Here is an 18,700-nt window from a genome sequence, read left to right on the forward strand (position 1 = left end):
AAATGCTCTAAGGGCCATTAACACTATGAGAAGCTTCGCCCCCCGCCGCAAGCAGGGGGCAAAAGAGGCATAGCGTTACCAGGCCCTAAAAGAAGAAAAACCACTGGTCAACAACAGCCACCATGGGCATGGCAAACAGCAGGCTGTCGGCTCTGTCGAGGATGCCGCCGTGCCCTGGCAACAGATTGCCGGAATCCTTGATGTTTACCGAGCGCTTGAGGGCGGATTCAAAGAGGTCGCCCAACTGGGCGAAGGCATTGACCGCAATGCCCAGCAGCGCAAAGGAGAACCATCCTGTCTTGCCGTAAATTTCGCCGTATATGGCGCAAAAGATCACGCAGCCAACAAGGCTGCCCACCGCGCCTTCCGAGCTTTTCTTGGGGCTGACGCGGGGCCACAGCTTGTGGTGCCCAAAGCGTGTGCCCACAAAGTAGGCGGTGGTGTCTGAAATAGCCACCGCTGCAATAACAAAGATGAGCTTGGTGGTGGAAAGATAGGTCGCCGGAAGCAGCAGCAGGGGCACATAGGCCAGCCCCGCCATAAAGATGCCGCTGGAGGCAAAGGCATTGTCGTCTTCAACAACATCCCACCGGAAAAGAAAACTCATGGACGCCAGCACAAAGCCAGCGCCAAGGCAGACCAGAGCATCTTGCGGCCTGTGCAGCCACGTGAGGCAGATCATGCACCAGCCAAGCACGATGGCGCAGATGCGGCTGGGCACACGGCTGGAGCCCCAGAACAGGGAGTAGAACTCCCACAGGCCGAGGGCGCATACCAGCAAAATGACGAACAACAAAGGCAGGCCCCTGAACCAGAGTGCCAGCAGCAAGACCGCAGCAAGGGCAAGACCTGTGAAAATGCGGCGGATATCGATGGATTGCGTTGAAGGATCAATGGGCATCAATTTGCTCCTGTGTTTTGCCGAAGCGGCGCGAACGGGCGGCATAGGCGTCAAGGGCCATGCGGAGCTGCGCGGCGTCGAAGTCCGGCCATGGCACGGGCGTGAAATACAGCTCGCTGTAGGCGCATTGGTAGAGCAGATAATTGCTCAGCCTCTGCTCGCCGCTGGTGCGGATAAGCAGGTCAGGGTCCGGTTGCCCGGCAGTATACAGATGATCGGCTACGGTCTGTTCGGTCACGTCTTCAGGGCGCAGACCTTCGCGCAGCATGGTTTGCATGGCTCGTACAATTTCGCCCCTGCCGCCATAGTTGAGGGCGAGATTCAGAACCATGTCCTTACCGCCCTCGGTGCGTTTGATGGCATGGCGCAGGGCAGTGCGCTGAGCAAGGGGCATGGAGTCAAGATCGCCCAGAACGCGCATGGAAATGCCTTGTTCGACCATGCGCGGCACCTCGCGGCTCAGAAATTCCATCAGCAGGCTGAAAAGGGCGCTGATTTCTGTCTTGGGGCGGTTCCAGTTTTCGCTGGAAAAGGTGTAAAGCGTGAGGTGGCGTATGCCCAGCGATCGGCAATCGGTCACAATGTTGCGTACGGTTTCCGCGCCAGCGCGGTGGCCTGCTTCGCGGGGCAACCCGCGCGCCTGAGCCCAGCGGCCATTGCCGTCCATGATGATGGCGAGGTGTGTGGGCAGTTTGTCTGGATGATCCGTCATGCAAAAGCCTGTGGTGAAAAGTCCTGCGGGTCTGCGGCCTTGTCTGCGGCGGCAAAGCCGCGCCCCGCAATGTGCTTGCGGGGCGCGCGCAACCCGGGCGGAAAATCCGCCATGGGCTATATTTCCATGATTTCCTTTTCTTTGGCCGCGCACTTTTTGTCGGCATCAGCCACAAACTTGTCCGTCAGCTTTTGCACGTCTTCAGAAGCCTTCTTCTGTTCGTCCTCGCTGATGGCCTTGTCTTTTTCCAGCTTTTTCAGGCTGTCGTTGGCATCGCGGCGCACGTTGCGTACAGCCACCTTGGCGTCCTCGGTGTATTTGCGGGCAACCTTGACCAGATCCTTGCGGCGTTCTTCGGTCAACGGCGGTATCATGATGCGGATGACCTTGCCGTCATTGATGGGCGTAAGGCCAAGGTCAGACTTCAGAATGGCCTTTTCAATCACCGAAATGCCGCCCTTGTCCCATGGCTGGATGGTCACCGTGCGGCTGTCGGGCACGGCAACGGAGGCCATCTGGCTGATGGGCGTTGGGGTGCCGTAATAGTCGCCCTTGATGCCGTCCACCAGAGCGGTGGAGGCGCGGCCCGTACGCAGTTTGGAAAAATCGCGTTCCTGTGCGGCAAGGGCCTTTTCCATACGGTCTTCGGCGTCCAGAAGGATGCTGTCTATATCCATCAGTATTCTCCTTGGGGGGGCTCAGTTCTGAACGATGGTGCCTACGGACTCGCCGGTGACGGCGCGGCAGATGTCGCCGCCAAACATGCGGCACACGATGATGGGCACGTTGTTGTCGCGCACAAGGGCAAAGGCCGTGGCGTCCATGACGCCCAGATGGCGCGCCAGTGTTTCGTCATAGGTGATGCTGTCGTACTTGACGGCATCGGAATATTTGTTGGGGTCTTTGTCGTAGATGCCGTCAACCTTGGTGGCCTTGATGATGGCGTCGCACTTCAGCTCCATGCCGCGCAGGGCGGCGGTGGTGTCAGTGGTGAAGTAGGGGTTGCCGGTGCCTGCGGCGCAGATGACCACGCGGCCCTTTTCCATATGGCGCAGGGCGCGGCGGCGAATAAAAGGCTCGCACACTTCCTGCATGGTGATGGCCGAAAGCACGCGCGTGGGGTAGCCCAGCTTTTCCAGCATGTCCTGCACGGCCAGCGCGTTAAGCACTGTGGCCAACATGCCCATGTAGTCGGCGGACGAACGTTCCATGCCCTTGGCCGAGCCGGAAAGCCCGCGAAAAATGTTGCCCCCGCCAATCACAAGGGCCATTTCCACGCCCATTTCGAGCACGGTGCCGATTTCACGGCAGATGGTGGCTACGGTTTCGGGGTCAATGCCGGTCTTGTTTTCTCCGGCCAGGGCCTCGCCGCTCAGCTTGAGCAGCACGCGCTTGTATTTCAGTGTGGGCATGAGTCCGCCTTGGTAAAGGCTGAGGTGTTGCGGGCTTTCGCCGGACGCAGGAAAAGGGCTGGGCTTTTGGCCCCGCCCCAAAACGAAAAAATTGTAACAGAACTTGCGCGCAGCTCAAAGTGTTTTTGCATCTGCAGTCCCGGCAGGGTTGAACTGCCCTGAGCAGATGCCGCTGGCGCAGTCTGGAAACGGCGAGTACGTCTATTTGGGCCATTCCTCAATGGTAAATGGCAGGCTTTGGGCCATCTGGGTCAGAGCCTCGCGCGCCTCTCGCTCTCTGTGAGGTGAAAAGATAACCCGCAGCAGGGCGGTCTTATTTTCAAGTACGGTAAAATAGGCAATGTGCTCATAGGCTTCGAGCAAAAAGCGGAACAGCCCCGTATGCTCCGGCGCAATGCGCACCAAAAGGCTGGCGCTGCGTGTTGGCGGCGGCAGTGCGGGAGCCGGTTTGCGCCTCTCGCGCAGTGAGGGCGGCCCGGAAGCGGAACCCCGTGCGCGCGGCATCAGTACAACCCGGCCCAGCGGGCCAGAATCACCAGCCCGATGCCAAAGGCAATGGTGAGAAAATAATTCTTTGACCACCACGCAACCAGCAGCGAGGGCAGGGCCACCATCAGAAACAGGTTGGAAGGCCCAGCGTTGAAATGCCCTTCGTAAAAGAACACGTCCGGCCCCACCAGGGCGGCCATGACGGCAACGGGCACAAAGGACAGCCAGTGCCGCAGCAGCGGGGGCAGGCTGTCGCCCTTCAAAAAGGTGACAGGCAGGATCTTTGGCAGAACCGTAACCAGAACACTGCCAAGCAGGCAGAGCATCAGGGCCGCATGGGTGCTGAACCATCCGCTTTCGTTCATGATTCGGCCTCCTCTGTGCGCTGTGTGTTCAGGCTCGCAGTTTCGCAGTCTTTGGCGGGTGTGTGCGCTGCGCAGGCAAGGTCAAGGGGCGCGCCATCGTGCTGCGCCTTGCGCACCAGCAGCCATGTGCCAAGGCTTGCGCCCAGCACCGTGGCAACGGCAATATTCCACTGGGTCATGCCCGCAGCCTTGAGGCTGATGGAAAGCGTGGTGGTAAAGAGCGCCACCAGCACATGCAGGCGGCTGACGCACTGCGGCACCAGCAGGGCCAGAAACATGGCGGTGAGCGCATAATCAAGACCCAGCGGCTTGACATCACTCACCAGTTCTCCGCAGAACGCGCCGATGGCCGCGCCGGAAACCCAGCCCAGCTGCGCGGTCTGGTTGCAGACAAAGAGCGTGGTGAGGCTGCGCTGCCAGCCGTTCTGAAAAGCTGTGACGTGGACGGCAAAGGTCTCATCCGTGAGGCCGAGGCCCAGCAAAAAGCGTTGTCCGCGCGGCAGGCCTGCCAGCCAGGGAGATTCTGCGGCGGATTGCAACAGATAGCGCAGGTTTACAATAAACACTGCCGCCATGATGGAGAGCGCGCTTGCGCCAGCGCCCCACATGCCCGCGAACACGAACTGGCCGGAGCCGGAAAACATGAGCACGGACATGGCGACAGCCAAAGAGGGCGGGATGTTGTTCTTGACGGCAAGAACCCCAAAAGCGAAGCCTACGGGCAGGTAGCCCAGCACAATGGGCAGGGCGCGCCGCAGGCCCTCCGCCAGGGGGGAAGCGGAAGATATGCCGGACATGTCATAACCTCGATAAAAGTAAGACAATGAGGCTACGCCCTTTGCCCCTGGCTGGCAAGCCGAAGCCGGGTCTTGGTTCCAAGCCCGGCGGATGGCGGGAGTTCGGCTGATTCCCCTCTGGCATGAGGCAAGCAGAAGCAATGGAGAATGCAATGCGGGGTGTTTCGGTTGCAGCCATCCATCCTCGAAGCAAAGTTTGCCTGCCTTCGTGAAGGGGCGCGGGGGCAGACTCCACGAAGGCAGGCAAACTGTTATGGCTCTGTGCTGCAAATATGAATCGTCAGCACCACGTTTTTTGTGAGATCTTTACCACCAGAACAGGGGATACCTTTTGCGGGCGGCGAGATTATTGGCGGCATATGCCAGGGCCAGCATGCAGATGGCCCCCGCTGCGCAGGGCAGGAGTACGTACCAGTAGCCAAGGCTGTGGATGCCGGGGCCGCCGATGACGGCGATAAGGGCCGTTGCGCCCCCAGGAGGATGCAGGGTCTGCGTTGCGTGCATGAGGGCAATAGCTGTGGAAACAGCAAGGCCCGAGGCCAGCACCGGATTATCGCTGAACAGGAGCTGGCAGGTCACGCCCACAAGCGCGGAAAGCACATGCCCGCCCACAAGATTGCGGGGCTGGGCCAGCGGACTGTGGGGCGCACCAAAGGCCAGCACGGCGGACGCGCCGAACGAGCCGATGAGCAGGGGCAGATTCCACTCTTGCGAGCAGAGCTTTTCAAGCAGCGCAAGGCTGATTATGGACAGACAACTGCCTGCCCACGCCCAGAATATTTCATTCCAGTCGGCCCTGGGCGGGGCCATTGTGCCTGCCCGCAGGCGGCGCAAAACACGCATCATTGGCATCCTCGTTACTCGATGTTGCGAGAGTCGCGGTTGTGAAGCCGTGCTTCCCTGGTTGAATGGGCTGGCTGTCTATATCCGGGCCATGGCAAGAAAGGCCGTGTGCAGGGCGGCAAGCAGGGCAATAAGTGTTGGGCCTGCCCAGGCCTGCGTGCCGTGCATGCCGTAGCAGGTTATGGAGAGCGCCTTTTGCGGGCATACAGCTATGCAGTCGCGGCACAGATTGCAGTCCGCATTGGGGCCTGATGTCGTCATGGGATCGCCCATGGCGTCCTGACGGCATACCCGCACGCAGGCCATGCAGCGGCGGCAGGGGCCTGTGCGGCGCACGCGCCAGGGGGCAATGCGCCCAATCCACTTTGTCAGCAGCCCCAAGGGGCAGAGGCCCCGGCAGTAGGCGGCGTATCCAGCCTTGCGGCTGACCAGCAGGGATGCCGGTACAGCCAGCAGTCCAAGCAATAGGCCGCAGGCAAGAGCCGCCTCCAGCGGCGCACCCGAAAGACGCAAGAGCAGGGGAACGGCAAGGGTCAGGCCCAGCATGGCGAGCCGCAGATATGGCAGCCACCTGGGCGCGCGGCGGGGAATGGGCAGAGCAGCATTACCGGAATCGGTGTTTGCGGAGCCGGAATTTTTTATCGCAGTCAATCCACGCGGGCCGCCGACGCAGGATTTTGCGGCGCTGGCATCCCACACGCCAAAGTAGCAAAGATGGCTGCACCAGGCCGCGCCAGCAATCAGGGTGGAAAAACCGAACAACCCCAGCATGAACCAGCCGCCGCCACGATAGATGGGTGCAGCGGCGATCAGCCCCGGAACAGGCAGATGCAGTTGCCCGCTGAGCAGAAAACGGCTTTCCAGAGCCAGCCCAAGGACAAGCTGGGCGAAAAAAACCAGTGAAAAAAGCCGCCACAGGCGCATTCTGACCTGCGGAACCTTTTTGCCGCTCAGCCATCCGGCTGCGCAGGCCGCCCAAATGCCCGCCAGCGCAAGTTGCAGTGATCCCCATTGAGGGAAAAACCGTTCAATAACGAGCAGTTGCGGCTTCATAAACCAGACTGGCAACAACAGGCCAAGGCAAAGGAGCAGCGCGCCCAGTTGGGTGCGTGCGGTCGTGTCGCCTTTATGGTAGCGTTGTCGTGCGGATTCGCGCAGCAGGGGCAGGGCGGCAAGCGCCGTCAGCAGGGCTACGCTCAGCAGGATAACAGCCAGCCTGTGCCACGGTTCGCCCATGAACATGCGCATTTGTACAAACTGGGCCGCAGCCCATATCCAGCGGGCGGCCAGCAGGGGCAACACCAGCAGCAGGAGCAAACGCACCCATGCGGCGCGGCCCCAGGCAAGCAGGGCCAGTGCAAGGCAGGCGGCGGCAAGGCCGGGCTGACCGTTGCGCCAGAAGTGCGCTCCGGCAGGCAGCAGGGCCAGAAAAGAAGGCAAGGGGATAAGGCGGGAAGCTCCGCGCATGTCAGACTTCCTTTACATTCGGCATGTTATGGCGCTGCTACGCGCCGCCGTGCATGGGGTGAGGCGTTTACTTGGGCAGTTTGCGCTTGCCCACCAGATCCACAATGTCGATGCGCACTACACCCGTGCGGGCTAGGGCCGCATCCGGCGTGGGCGTGGGGCAGAGGGCGGCGTAGCGCACTGCCAGGGCATCAAGGGCAAGGCCCTTTTCCGCCGGGTCATCCACAATCACGGCGCGGCCGGTGCCGCACAGCGATTTGTAATAGGTCGTGGACTTTTCCCTGTGGATGGTCACATCCGCGCACAAGGTAAAGGCCACATTGGGGTTGCGGCGGATGCAGTCCAGCTTGTGGCCTTCAAGGGCGCAGTGGATATAGATGCAGTTGCCCTGGCGCACAAAGTTGAGCGGAATGGCATAGGGAAATTCCCCGTCGTGCATGGCAAGGCAGAGGTCTTCAGCCGTGGAAAAAACTTCGTCAAAAAATGCCGGATCAAGGCATTCGCGGTTTTGTTTGCGCATTTGCGGCTCCTGATACTGGCCTGCTGGCTGGGTTACAGCGAGGTATTGCTGCCGATGGGGTCCGGCGTGGATGAAATGTCTGCGACAAAGCAGGGGGGTGGCGTCACAGAAAAATTGGCAGTGTGATTCTGCAGGCTGCGTTGCCAGTGCAGGCGCGCCGCCGTGAGATCTGTCGCGTCCGGGTGGCGCTCTGCCTCGCGCAGGCGGGCCAGACGCTCGGGGCTCAGTGGATGACCGCCCTTGCGCTGCGATGCGGCAACCACCTGCGGATTGACCCGGCCCTGACACAAGAATCCATCAACTACCGTATTGCCGCCAGCCTGTAAAATTTCATGTGTTGCAGCCATGCAGCGGCGGGCGTGGTCTGAATGGGGCCACGCGCCCAGCGTGCCGAAAAAAAATACGTGCTTGCCGCGCACTCGCTCCATGTAGCGCAGGGCGCGGGCATCAGGCAGGCCTTTGCGCACCCAGAAGCCCAGGGCCAGTATATCAAAGTCATCCGGCTCAGGGGCGATGCGCACGGGAAAGCAGGGAAGACCCGAGGTGTCGGCCAGAGCCTCAGCCACTTTGCGGGTATTGCCCGTGCAGGAAGAATAAACAATGCAAGCGTTCATGCGGATCCTGAAAATCTGTTTTGAGAATTTGCATTCCCATCGCGTTTGGAGCGCTCCTTGGCGAGCGCGCACTCATAAAGGCGGTGCTGCCTGAGTGGCGGCATCTTCACTACATAACGGTCAAAGCTGCGCCTGCAGCCGACAGAGTGGTATCGATATGAAATGAATCTATGCTTCTGCCCTTTCGCGCAGGGCGTTGGCATCAAGCAGAATGATGCGGCGGCGATCGCGGTCAATGAGACCGGCTGATGCCAGGGCACTGAGCTCCCGGCTCAAACTCTCGCGGCTTATGCCCATCTGGCGGGCCAGGGTTTCCTGGGTAACTCCCATGCTCAGGGTGGCGCTTTTTTCCATCTTTGCACGGTGCAGCAGCCATGCCGCTACCCGGCCCGAAACGGAAATGCGACCCTGCGACCCCGCAATCTTGTTGATGAACAGGCGCTGGCGCAGGCTCATGGCCGCCAGCATGGCGACTCCAAGGGCCGCATCGTTGTGCAGGGCTTCAAGCAGTGCCTTGCGTTCCAGCCGCAAAACTACGCCGTTCTGCACTCCGATGGCCGTTGCGGGCAGGCCTTCTTCGTAAAAAAGCACCCCTGCGTCCAGCATTCTGCCGCAACGCACAAGGTGCAGCACACATTCCTTGCCCTGAGCCGAGTGGCGGCACAGTTTGACCATGCCCGAGAGCAGCAGCATGGCATCGGCAGTGGCTTCGCCTTCGCGAAAAAGTGTCGTGCCCTGGCTGAATGGCTGCACACGGGCGTGCAGCGCCAGCTTTTGGCGTTCAGTATCCGACATGGCCGCAAAGGGGCCGGTTTGCAAGGCAGCATGGATGGTTTGCAGGTCGCTGTTTTCCATCTCGTCTCCCCTCAGACCGCAGCATGTGTGCGGGCGGTCTGGTATTGCAGTTTCGCTTACGTCTGTACGGAACGCCTCAGTGCCATTGGCTGACAGCAAGGCCTGTTGTCAGCAACACTGGCAATACACCAGAAATGCCCGGGATGTTCTGTGACCGAGATCACAAAAACTTGCAATTCAAAGCCGGATTTCAGGCTAAATCAAAGCAACATGCTGTATGTTAAGGTGATTTTAGAACAGGGGGCAAATGAAATGAATTAATTGCTCCGCAAGGACGTTCCCGAAAATCCTTGCCACGAAATGCGAGCAGGCAGGTTTTTGGCTGGTGTAAGCGAGCATTTCAAGTGCTTAAGGTTATAGAGGCTGCAATCTGCGGGAAATGTGCGGCCTTTGCATAAAGCGCAAAGCCTCGGCGCAGAAGCCGGAATATTCCGACTGCCGCGCCGAGGCCTGAATGTGCAGAGTGGGCAGAAGCGCTTACTTCTTGCCGCCCTTCTTGGTGCTCTTTTTGTTGCTCTTGGCAGGCTTGGAGGGCGCTGCCGGAGTAGGTTCGGGCTTGGTTTCAACCGGTGTTGCGGGTTCCGTTGCCGGAGCTTCTGCCGCAGGCTCCGCCTTGACTTCAGGCGCGGTCGCTTCTTCCACTACCGGAGCGGCTTTGTCTTCGACAGGGGCTTCCACAGGAGTCTCAACCTTGTGTTCCTCGGCTTTGGGCGCGGCGGGAGTCTCTGCCTCAGGTGCCGGAGCCGCCGCTTCCGCCACAGGGGCGGCAGGGGCTTCAGCCTTGGTTTCCTCAGCCTTAGCTTCTTCAGGGGCGCGGCCAGCAGCGGTCACGGATGCACGGGGGCCAGGTTCGGCCACGGGAGCGGCGGGTTTTTCCGGCGCGCCTTCAATGGCGGGCTTCTTTTCCGGCGCAGGGGCTTCCACCACTGAACCGTCGGCCAGCACCAGCGAAAGGGCGTGGGCCGGGCAGGCTTCCATGCAGGCGGTGATGCGCTTGCCGTTTTCCATACGCCATGCGCGGCACATGTCGCAGCGCACGGCCACTTCGCGGCGGGCGCGCTGGGCCAGGGTTTCACCATCGTCGCCATCCACGGAGGGCATGCCGATGGTGTCAAGGGTGATGGTGCCGTAAGGGCATGCAGCGATGCACATCTTACAGGCAACGCAGTATTGTACGCGCATGATGATGCGGCCATCGGCATCCTGCTGCAATGCGCCAGTGGGGCACACGTTGGCGCAGGGCGCGTGGTCGCACTGGTGGCAACGCACGGTGGTCTTGAAGCCTTCGGCCTTGACCACCTGTACGCGCGAAACCAGTTCGTCGCGGTGTTTCATGGCCTCTTTAAAGCTCATGCCGTGGTGGGCGGCAATGCAGGCCACTTCACAGCGGCGGCAGGCGCGGCATTTGTCGGGTACGACCTGGATATGTTCAGTCATGGTCCGTTTCCTTGGATGCAACGTGCAGGGCCATAAGCGTCATCCCATGACCCCCGTTGAAGTGGATGTTTTCGCCGCCGCAACTGGGGCAGACGAAATGCCGTTGCGTCAGGCTGAATTCATGTCCGCACTGATTGCAGGTACAGGCCAGGGGCGCGCAGGCAAGCGTAAGCTTTGCGCCCTCGGCAAGGGTCCCTTCCGCCAGCAGTTCAAAGCAGGCGGTGAGCGTTTGCGCTTCCACGCAGGCAAGCAGGCCCAGTTCGCACTGGAACTCCACGATACGGCTGACCGGAGATTCCGGATGCGCCTTATTGTGGTCTTCCACAGCCTTGATGGCCATGTTCAGCAGTCCCTGGACCAGCGTTGCCTCATGCATGGATCAAACTCTCCAACCCTTCGCGCCTAGCGTTCGGTGCAGGAAACGCATGGGTCGATGCTGTTGGTTATCAGCGCCACATCGGCCACCTTGCAGTCACGCATCATGACGCCCAGAGCCTTCCAGTTCATGTAGGAAGGCACACGCCATTTGAGGCGCGAGGGCATATCCGTGCCGTTGGTGCGAATGTAGTAAAACACTTCGCCGCGCGGGGCTTCGGTGCGGGCGCAGGCCTCTGCCGTGCGGATCTGGCGCATGGGCGCCGTGATCTCGCCCTCGGGCATCCTTTCGATGCACTGGCGGATGAGGCTGAACGATTCAAATATCTCATGCAGCCGCACCATGGTGCGTGAGTTCACGCAGCAGCCGTGCTCAAGAACCGAGTTGAAGTTTAGCTTGCCGTAGGCGGCGTAAGGCGAATCCTTGCGCACGTCGATGGCAACGCCGGAACCACGGGCCACGGGGCCAACAATGCCAAGATGCACTGCGTCTTCCTTGGGCAGCAGGCCAAGGCCCTTGGTGCGGCCAAGAACCATGCCGTTGGTGGCGTAGATCTCGCGGATTTCATCCACCTGCGGTTCAACCTTGGCAAGGGTCTTGAGCATGTAATCCAACAGATCGGGCGTGACATTGTATTTTACGCCGCCGATGCAGTTGGCCGCCAGGTTCATGCGGTTGCCGTAAACGGTTTCCTTGAGGTCCTGCATCATTTCGCGCACTTCCATCACGTGCATGAACAGCGACTTGAAGCCGATGATATGCGCCTGAATGGCGGTGTTGAAGAGATGCGAGGCAATACGCTTGATTTCTTCGGCCACCACGCGCAGGTAGCAGGCGCGCTCGGGAATGGTGATGCCGAGCACGTTTTCCACCACCATGCTGTAGGTGAAGGAGTGGCTGTTGGAGCACAACGAGCACACGCGTTCTGTAAGGGTGACGTTCTTGACGAGGTTGCGCTGGGTAGCCATGGCTTCCATGCCGCGGTGCACGTGACCGGAGGTCAGCTCCACGTGGCGAACCGTTTCACCCTCCACCGTGAGGTGGAAATATACCGGTTCCTCGAGGGCCACGTGTACGGGGCCCAGAGGCATGGTGAAGGTGTTACTCATGGTTGCGCTCCTTGTCATTGAGAATGCGTTCCCAGAGGTCGGTGGTGCAGGCCCCGTTCATCATGATGGACAGGGGCACGGCCTCGTTGAGAATGCCTGCGTCAAGCTCTTCATCCAGAAACAGGCGCGTGGGATTGGGGTGGCCTGTAACCTGAATGCCGTAAAGTTCCATCATTTCCCGTTCGTGCCAGTCGGCATTGGCAAATAGGGGGGTAATGGAGGGCACGGTGGGCCATTCGCCGTTAAGGGTCACAGTCATGTTGTAGACCACGCCGTCCAGCTCAAAGTGGTAGCAAACTTCCTGCATGGGTTCGCTGAGCTGGCGGCGGTTGTAAGCGGTGGTCATGCACAGGCGCGCCTTGGCTTCGCTCATGATGGCGGCGGCATCCTGCAACATGCGGGGCGTACCCAGCCTGAACCAGTGAAAAGCGTTGCCGAAGCTATCCGTGCTGTGGTGTACGGCGTCGTCTTCGGTGCACAGGGCTGAAAGCCCCTCGATGACTTTGGCGTTGCCGTTAATTGTCTCTTGCATATGTTCTCCGCGGGTATGAACCGCTAATCCTTGGTGGGAGCGGCAGAAGTGACGCTGGTCGCCGCTGCCTCGCCGCTTGCGGCAGGCAGAACGCAGGCATTGCGTTTGGCGTCCTCAAGCTGGCGGCATTTGGGGCAGAGCCTGCGCGTCAGATCCCTGTCGATTTCATCATTATAGGCATAGAGCTTTTCGGCCAGCTTTTTGGGCAGGGGGCGCATAAGCTCGCCGCAACCGGCGCAGGGTTCGTAGCGAATCGTCTGCTGTTCGATGCGGTTGAATTTTTCCGATTCCGGATGCGCGGTGTGCCAGTCTGTCGTGATGCTCATGGCCCCGGTGGGGCAGTAATGGCGGCACGAGGCGCACAGGCAGCAGGAGTTTTGCCATATGGTGATGGTAAAACCCTTGCGGTCAGGCAGCGGCGAGATGTTGATGGCCCCTGCCGCGCACGAGTGACGGCAGATGCCGCAGCCCATGCACAGATCGGGATCAACAACAGCCTTGCCGCGCAACCTTTCCGGGGTGAAGGTTTCGCCCAAGGGGAAGGGGTCGGTGCTTGGACCTTCCAGCAAATTGCGGAACAGAACTTTTAGAAAGCCCGCCATATCACTCCTCCACGCCCAGTTTTTTCAGCCAGATGGAACGCGCCAGCACTACAGCCTCAAGAATGGCCTGCGGGCGAGGCGGGCAACCGGGCACGTTGACGTCTACCGGGATGTAACGGTCCAGCGGGCCTTCAATGGAATAGCCTTCGCGGAACACGCCACCCGAGATGGGGCAGATGCCCACCGCCACAGTGACCTTGGGTTCGGGAATTTCGTTCCACACTTTAAGCACGCGGTCGCGCACCCTGGTGGTCAGAGGGCCTGTTACAAGCACAATGTCGGCATGGCGGGGGCTGCCGCAATAGCGGCAACCCAGGCGTTCCACGTCATAGCGCGGAATACAGGCCGTGGTTGCCAGTTCCACGTCGCAACCGTTGCACGAGCCAGCGTTGATGCGGAAAAGCCACGGCGACCGCACGGAGAGTTTTTTAAGCATGTTATCCAGCGACACGTCGGCCTCCTTACATCACCCAGACCAGTATAAGGCTGCACAGCGCAAGCGCCGTGGGCACAGTTATGTAGAAACGGAAGGCCTGGTCAATGCGGAAGCGCCCTGTGGCCGACTTGACCAGCGTGAGCGAAACCAGCATGAGGCCAAGGCACTTGAGCAGAAACCAGACCAGATTCACCAGCCATATGTCAGATATGGTGCCGGGGAAGAAAAGCGCAACCCCCAGACCCAAAACTACAAAGGTCTTGAGCGCGGACGTGATCTGGAACAGGGCCAGCAGGGGACCGCCGTATTCCAGCAGCGGGCCTTCAATCAGTTCAGTTTCCGCCTCGGGGATATCAAAGGGCACAACGCCCATGGTGCCGGGCAGGAAGATCAGATAGGCCAGCAATGCGGGGATCATGGTCGGGTTGAACCCGAAGGAACCCACCTGCTGCTGCATGGCGACGATCTTGAGCAGCGAGAATTCCGCGCCCCAGGCACCGCCGCTCAGCACCTTGCCCGTAAGCATGGCGACAGAGAGCAGAATCATGAGCAGCGGCGTTTCATAGGCCAGCATCAGCATCATTTCGCGCGAGAAGCCCACAGCGCCGTATGGCGAACTGGAGGCGGAGCCGCCCAGCATGATGGCCATGGCCGGGATGGGCAGCAGGTAGAAGATCACCAGCAGGTCGCCCATGTTGAACAGGCCGTTGAACACGCCGGGGATCGGTATGAAGGCCGCGCACACGGCCATACCCGTGAAACCGAACACCGGGGCCATCAAAAAGGCCGAGCGGCAGGCGGTTTTGGGGATAAGGGTTTCCTTGGTCAGCAGCTTGGCTATGTCGAGCCAGGGCTGGATCAGCGGGGGGCCGACGCGGCGTTGCAGCCGCGCTTCGACCCGGCGGTCAAGCCCTTTGAAGAACATGGCCACCAGCAGGGCAAAGGCCCCGCCGGGGAAGATGCACATGTGCAGTATGGCAAGCAGGGTGTCGCTCATCAGCGGTTCTCCTTGGCGGGCTTATTGCCGCCCATAAGGCCGAGGATTTCCCCGAAAATGCTGGAGGGCTTCATGCGGCTGGTGGACGTTTCGACCGGCAGACCGCAGGTATGGACGTCAATTTCGCGCAGGCGGGTAAAGCGCAGCACGAACCAGCGTCCGCCAGCAAATGCAAGAACCATCATGACGAACATGCCTGTGGCGTTCCATGCGCCGGGGCCGGAAAGCACGCCGGACAGGCCCACATTGAGCGGCATAAAGCCGTATTCAGCCAACACGTTGTTGATGGGCCCAAGAGCCAGGCCGGGGAACACGCCCGTGAGCACGCAACCGGCAGCCAGAATGCCCATGGGCACGCGCATGATCAGCGGGGCCTCATGCACATCGTGCAGGTTGGGCGAGGGCTGGCCCAGGAATGCCGCATGCATGAACTTGGCGATGTAGGCCATGGTCAGCACGCTGCCGATCAGGGAGAGCAGCGCCAGGAAGGGCTGGCCCGCTTCCATGAGGGCATGGTAGATAAGCCATTTGGACGAGAATCCGCTGGTGGGCGGCACGCCCACAACCGAAAGCCCGGCAATGGCGAACATGGCAAGGGTAAAGGGCATCTGGCGGCCAATGCCGCCAAGGTCTTCCAGCGTTTCCCTGTGGGTGGCAAACATGACTGCGCCGCACACAAGGAACAGCAGGTCTTTGAAGAACACGTGGTTGATCACGTGCAGCATGCCGCCCGCGTAACCCAGCGCGCCGCCAGCGGCAACCGCCAGCACCATGTACCCAAGCTGGCTCACCGTGGAATAGATGAACACAAGCTTGATGACGTTGGTTCGCAGGGCCTGCACGGCAGCCATGATGATGGTGATGCCGCCGATCCACATGGCAACGGTGCTGATGATGTTCTGCTCCATGCCGCCCAGCACGCCAGCCAGCATAAAGCCGCCGCCCATGAGCATGAACAGCTTGATGAGGCCGAGGATGGCACTCTTAAGCAGCACGGACGAGATGTAGCCGGAAACAGGCGTGGGGGCCAGGGCCGGGTGCATCTGCCAGTCAATGCGGAAGGGCAGCTGGGCCGCCTTCATCAGAAAACCGGCAGCCAGCAGTGCCATGCCGAGCCATGCCGCGCCGTGGGGAATGTAGGGTGCGGCACCCGTGAGCAGTGTGGCGTTGAAAGGCGTTAACGGCCCCACAACGCACAGGCCCAGGAAGATGAAGCCCGCGCCGAACACGTTGAAGATAAAGTACTTGAAGGCCTCGCGGAGCGAGTCTTTGTCGCCCTCATGGGCAATGGCCAGATACAGCGTCCACGAGCTCATGATTTCCCAGAACAGGAAGAAGCTCAGCATGTACTGGCTGGCGGCCATGCCGACCAGGCCGCCGCACATGGCGGTAAAGGCGCAGTAGAAGCGCCACTGGCGGTGGCTGTGTTCCATGTAGCCGAGGGCGTAGGCCATGTTGACCGCGCCAAGCACAGGAACCAGCAGGGCAAAGCAGAAGGAAAGCGTATCCAGATCGCGGCCAAACAGGATGACCAGCAGCGCGGTAAACAGCATCACGCCCACGCTGGCCCATCCGGCCTTTTTGCGGTCACGGTAGAACAGGGCGGGCAGCACGGCGCCAAACACGGGAACAACCACGAAGATGGGCCAGGACACATTCATGGCCAGGAGCACATCGGGGTCGTTGAGGTTGGGCGTAAAGCACATGGAGGCCACCGGCACCACAAGGTTCATGGCGAGCTGCGGGGCAAGACCCATGATGACGCAAATGCCCGCCAGAATGATCAGGCCGATCTGCATGCTGCGCGGCGCTTCGGTCACGGCGGGCAGGTCGGCGGGGCGTTCTTCGAACACAAGGGTTTTCAGAATGCGCGTGTAGTAGATCAGGCCCACCAGCGAGCCGCCCAGAATCAGGGCCGCCAGCCAGATGTGCCCGGCGGTGGTGGCCGCCTGAATCATCAGGAACTTGCTGTAGAAAGCGCCAAAAGGCGGCAGGCCCATGATGCTCACAAGGCCGATGCCCATGCAGGCAACGGTCACGGGCATCTGGCGGCCAAGGCCGCGCAGATCTGCAAGCTTGCGGCTGCCCGCGCGCATGATGAGAGCGCCGGCTCCAAGGAAGAGCAGGTCTTTCATGATGGCGTGGTTGAGCATGTGCCACAGCGCGCCAGTGGTCGAAAGCCACGTGCCTACGCCGAGCACCAGAGCGATTTCACCAATCTGCCCGAGGGTCGAATAGGCCAGCATGCGTTTGATGTCGTCCTGGCGCAGAGCCATGATCTCGCCAAAGATCAGGGTTGCCGCGCCCATGGCCACAAGGCCGGTGCCCAGCCAGGAAAGGCCGAACAGGCCGGGCATGCCCATGATCATGGGCCGCATGAGCAGCACTGCCACTATGCCGAACACGCCCATCTTGGTGATGATACCCGAAAGGGGACCAGACACCGAGGAAGGCGCGGCGGGGTGGGCGTCAGGCAGCCAGGAGTGCAGGGGCACAAGACCCATCTTCACGCCAAAGCCAGCCAGGCAGAGCACAAACGCGCCCTGCATCAGCCCGAACGAAAGCGAAGGATCGCCCAGCAGCAGAAGGCCGGGCAGCATGAACAGCGCACCGCCCGCGCACATCACATAATATTTGAGGCCAGCATTGTAGGCGCTACGGTTGTTCTCATGTACCACCAGAAAGTAGGAGGCGAAGGTCATGAGTTCCCAGTAGCCGTACATGCTCGCCGAGTCGGCGGCGGAAACAATGCCCGCCAGCGATGCGAATGTCAGCAGCAGGAAGAACCAGTAGCGGCCCTGGCGTTCGTGGATGTAGCTCAGCGAGTATATGCTGACCACCAGACCCACAACGGCGATCATAACCAGGAAGAGTTTGGCCGTGGGGCCCGCCGGGGTGGCGATGGTGGTCGCCAGCGCTAGGGCGGAAAAGGCCACGCCCACCAGGGGCGCGCGGTCGAACTTTGCCAGGAATGCGATGCCGGTCAGGAACGCACCGGCGTAATAACACCAATATGCCGGGTGCGTTGCCGAATGCGGAACTGCCACATTGTAGGAAGAAGCGAACAGTTCGGTGATGGGGCCTCTGAACAGGCCCAGCAGCGCCACAACTACCGCGAGGCCCAGCATCACAACGACATTGCCGGAAGGCGCTGCCCATGAAGCCGGGGTTTCTTCGCCTGTGGTGTCCAGCACGGCAATGCGTACTGCTTCCACATGCAGCCAGATTAGAACTGTGGTGGCGAGGGCCATGCACAGGAGCGCCGCCATGGCGCCGGGCATGCTGTCCAGAATGCCAGAACTGATGAACATGCGGGCTTCAGGCACCAGGAAGGGCGAACCGCCCACCGCAGCCAGCATGCCAAGGCCGAAGCAGGCTGCTGTCCAGGGTTGACGTTTGCCCGTGGCGCGCAAATCCTGCAGCTGCACCGGTGCGTTGAGCGCCGGGGGGGTCAGCCGTGAAAGGGCGGTCCAGGCTAGCAGCCGTGCGGCTGCCTGGAACAGCACAAAAAGCCACAGGCCCGTACTGTTGATGCCGCCGCTTGCTCCAAGACCCAGGCAGAAAATGCCTGCATCATGCAGCGAACCCCATAGGATCAGGCTGCGGGGATTGTTGCGCTGTCGCACGGACTGCGCCGCGCCATACAGCATAAGGGCCATGCCCACGAGAAGCGGCACAAGAAAGCCGCCTGCCGAAAACAGTGATTCCGTCATAGTTTGCCCCGTGGTTTGCGGGTCTCTCGGATGTACCCGGCGGATCAACCCGGTCAAGTCCGGGCCGCACTTCCTAAATGGCATCGTGGTATCACCACAATACCATGTCGTGAAAAAATGATCTTAAAAAGTTTTTTTGGCTTAGCCCACTTTGCAAACCGTTGCAAGCAACAACTCTTCCAAGAAGAACAGGTAGATTGCAAAAAATGGTATCAAAATGGGTAATGTGAGGGTGGGAGCAATAAACGGTTTGCTATTTGCGCGATTTTGAGAGGCTGTGAAATCGGTATGTTAGTCTTGATTTAATTGGTTACACAAACAAATTGTGCAAAAAAGCGCTAATGCATTGTGCAACGTTGTGAAATTCAATGACAACGCCACGTTAAAATGTGATTTTTTGAACTATCGTTAAAAGGGGGTGATCGCGCAAAAAATGAAGTAATACAAATTTTAAAAACGTGTTAAAATTGCGCCGAAATTGATAACAATTCCATTGCGCGCAGTCACCTTTTTTGTGATTTAT

General features: G+C 60.1%; 20 protein-coding genes. All 20 read right to left on the reverse strand.

Features of this window, described 5'->3' with window-relative positions:
• Positions 1–85: 85 nt before the first annotated feature.
• The 20 genes from ACUZ9P_RS06270 to ACUZ9P_RS06365 all read right to left on the reverse strand — a co-directional run bounded on the left by ACUZ9P_RS06270 (position 86) and on the right by ACUZ9P_RS06365 (position 18,177).
• Positions 86–901 carry a phosphatidate cytidylyltransferase gene (locus ACUZ9P_RS06270; protein ID WP_192112229.1) on the reverse strand — a complete coding sequence of 272 codons (816 nt, stop codon included), beginning with the start codon at positions 899–901 and terminating at the stop codon, positions 86–88.
• Positions 891–1,613 carry an isoprenyl transferase gene (locus ACUZ9P_RS06275; RefSeq protein WP_298995069.1) on the reverse strand — a complete coding sequence of 241 codons (723 nt, stop codon included), beginning with the start codon at positions 1,611–1,613 and terminating at the stop codon, positions 891–893. The genes ACUZ9P_RS06270 and ACUZ9P_RS06275 overlap by 11 nt, the downstream gene beginning before the upstream one ends.
• Positions 1,614–1,729: 116 nt before the next feature.
• Positions 1,730–2,290 carry a ribosome recycling factor gene (gene frr / locus ACUZ9P_RS06280; protein WP_298995066.1) on the reverse strand — a complete coding sequence of 187 codons (561 nt, stop codon included), beginning with the start codon at positions 2,288–2,290 and terminating at the stop codon, positions 1,730–1,732.
• Positions 2,291–2,311: 21 nt separating this feature from the next.
• Entirely contained in the window at positions 2,312–3,025 is a 714-nt protein-coding gene (gene pyrH / locus ACUZ9P_RS06285) for a UMP kinase (RefSeq protein ID WP_022657672.1), read from the reverse strand.
• 201 nt (positions 3,026–3,226) lie between these two features.
• The gene (locus ACUZ9P_RS06290; protein ID WP_449249071.1) at positions 3,227–3,529 is read right to left on the reverse strand and encodes a DUF4911 domain-containing protein; all 303 of its coding nucleotides are present in this window, start codon (positions 3,527–3,529) and stop codon (positions 3,227–3,229) included.
• Complete coding sequence (locus tag ACUZ9P_RS06295; protein WP_298995059.1) at positions 3,529–3,879, reverse strand: AzlD domain-containing protein; 351 nt, start codon at positions 3,877–3,879, stop codon at positions 3,529–3,531. The genes ACUZ9P_RS06290 and ACUZ9P_RS06295 overlap by 1 nt, the downstream gene beginning before the upstream one ends.
• A complete protein-coding gene (locus ACUZ9P_RS06300; RefSeq protein ID WP_449249072.1) occupies positions 3,876–4,676 on the reverse strand; it encodes an AzlC family ABC transporter permease in 801 nt (266 codons plus the stop codon). Before ACUZ9P_RS06300 ends, ACUZ9P_RS06295 begins: the two co-directional genes overlap by 4 nt.
• Positions 4,677–4,982: 306 nt before the next feature.
• Positions 4,983–5,522, reverse strand: a complete 540-nt coding sequence (locus ACUZ9P_RS06305; RefSeq protein WP_324836045.1) for an HPP family protein — start codon at positions 5,520–5,522, stop codon at positions 4,983–4,985.
• Positions 5,523–5,597: 75 nt separating this feature from the next.
• A complete protein-coding gene (locus ACUZ9P_RS06310) occupies positions 5,598–6,986 on the reverse strand; it encodes a 4Fe-4S binding protein (RefSeq protein WP_449249073.1) in 1,389 nt (462 codons plus the stop codon).
• A 67-nt stretch (positions 6,987–7,053) separates the two neighbouring features.
• Positions 7,054–7,506, reverse strand: a complete 453-nt coding sequence (locus ACUZ9P_RS06315; protein WP_298995048.1) for a pyridoxamine 5'-phosphate oxidase family protein — start codon at positions 7,504–7,506, stop codon at positions 7,054–7,056.
• Positions 7,507–7,538: 32 nt separating this feature from the next.
• Positions 7,539–8,120: a flavodoxin family protein gene (locus ACUZ9P_RS06320; RefSeq protein ID WP_449249074.1), complete on the reverse strand. Its 582-nt coding sequence runs from the start codon at positions 8,118–8,120 to the stop codon at positions 7,539–7,541.
• A gap of 168 nt (positions 8,121–8,288) precedes the next feature.
• Positions 8,289–8,975: a Crp/Fnr family transcriptional regulator gene (locus ACUZ9P_RS06325; RefSeq protein ID WP_449249075.1), complete on the reverse strand. Its 687-nt coding sequence runs from the start codon at positions 8,973–8,975 to the stop codon at positions 8,289–8,291.
• 477 nt (positions 8,976–9,452) lie between these two features.
• On the reverse strand, positions 9,453–10,412 hold the full coding sequence (locus ACUZ9P_RS06330; protein WP_449249077.1) for a 4Fe-4S dicluster domain-containing protein: 960 nt from the start codon (positions 10,410–10,412) through the stop codon (positions 9,453–9,455).
• Positions 10,405–10,788 (reverse strand): hydrogenase maturation nickel metallochaperone HypA/HybF, encoded by a 384-nt coding sequence (locus ACUZ9P_RS06335; RefSeq protein WP_449249078.1) that lies wholly within the window; start codon positions 10,786–10,788, stop codon positions 10,405–10,407. The genes ACUZ9P_RS06330 and ACUZ9P_RS06335 overlap by 8 nt, the downstream gene beginning before the upstream one ends.
• A gap of 26 nt (positions 10,789–10,814) precedes the next feature.
• On the reverse strand, positions 10,815–11,897 hold the full coding sequence (locus ACUZ9P_RS06340; protein WP_449249079.1) for a hydrogenase large subunit: 1,083 nt from the start codon (positions 11,895–11,897) through the stop codon (positions 10,815–10,817).
• Positions 11,890–12,429: an NADH-quinone oxidoreductase subunit C gene (locus ACUZ9P_RS06345; RefSeq protein WP_022657683.1), complete on the reverse strand. Its 540-nt coding sequence runs from the start codon at positions 12,427–12,429 to the stop codon at positions 11,890–11,892. Before ACUZ9P_RS06345 ends, ACUZ9P_RS06340 begins: the two co-directional genes overlap by 8 nt.
• Before the next feature lie 23 nt (positions 12,430–12,452).
• Complete coding sequence (locus ACUZ9P_RS06350; RefSeq protein WP_022657684.1) at positions 12,453–13,031, reverse strand: 4Fe-4S dicluster domain-containing protein; 579 nt, start codon at positions 13,029–13,031, stop codon at positions 12,453–12,455.
• Position 13,032: 1 nt separating this feature from the next.
• Entirely contained in the window at positions 13,033–13,467 is a 435-nt protein-coding gene (locus ACUZ9P_RS06355; RefSeq protein WP_034604940.1) for an NADH-quinone oxidoreductase subunit B family protein, read from the reverse strand.
• Positions 13,468–13,492: 25 nt separating this feature from the next.
• Positions 13,493–14,464, reverse strand: a complete 972-nt coding sequence (locus ACUZ9P_RS06360) for a respiratory chain complex I subunit 1 family protein (protein ID WP_192112241.1) — start codon at positions 14,462–14,464, stop codon at positions 13,493–13,495.
• Positions 14,464–18,177: a complex I subunit 5 family protein gene (locus ACUZ9P_RS06365; RefSeq protein WP_449249080.1), complete on the reverse strand. Its 3,714-nt coding sequence runs from the start codon at positions 18,175–18,177 to the stop codon at positions 14,464–14,466. Before ACUZ9P_RS06365 ends, ACUZ9P_RS06360 begins: the two co-directional genes overlap by 1 nt.
• Between the last annotated feature and the right edge of the window lie 523 nt (positions 18,178–18,700).

The sequence above is a fragment of the Desulfovibrio intestinivivus genome, from assembly GCF_053570665.1.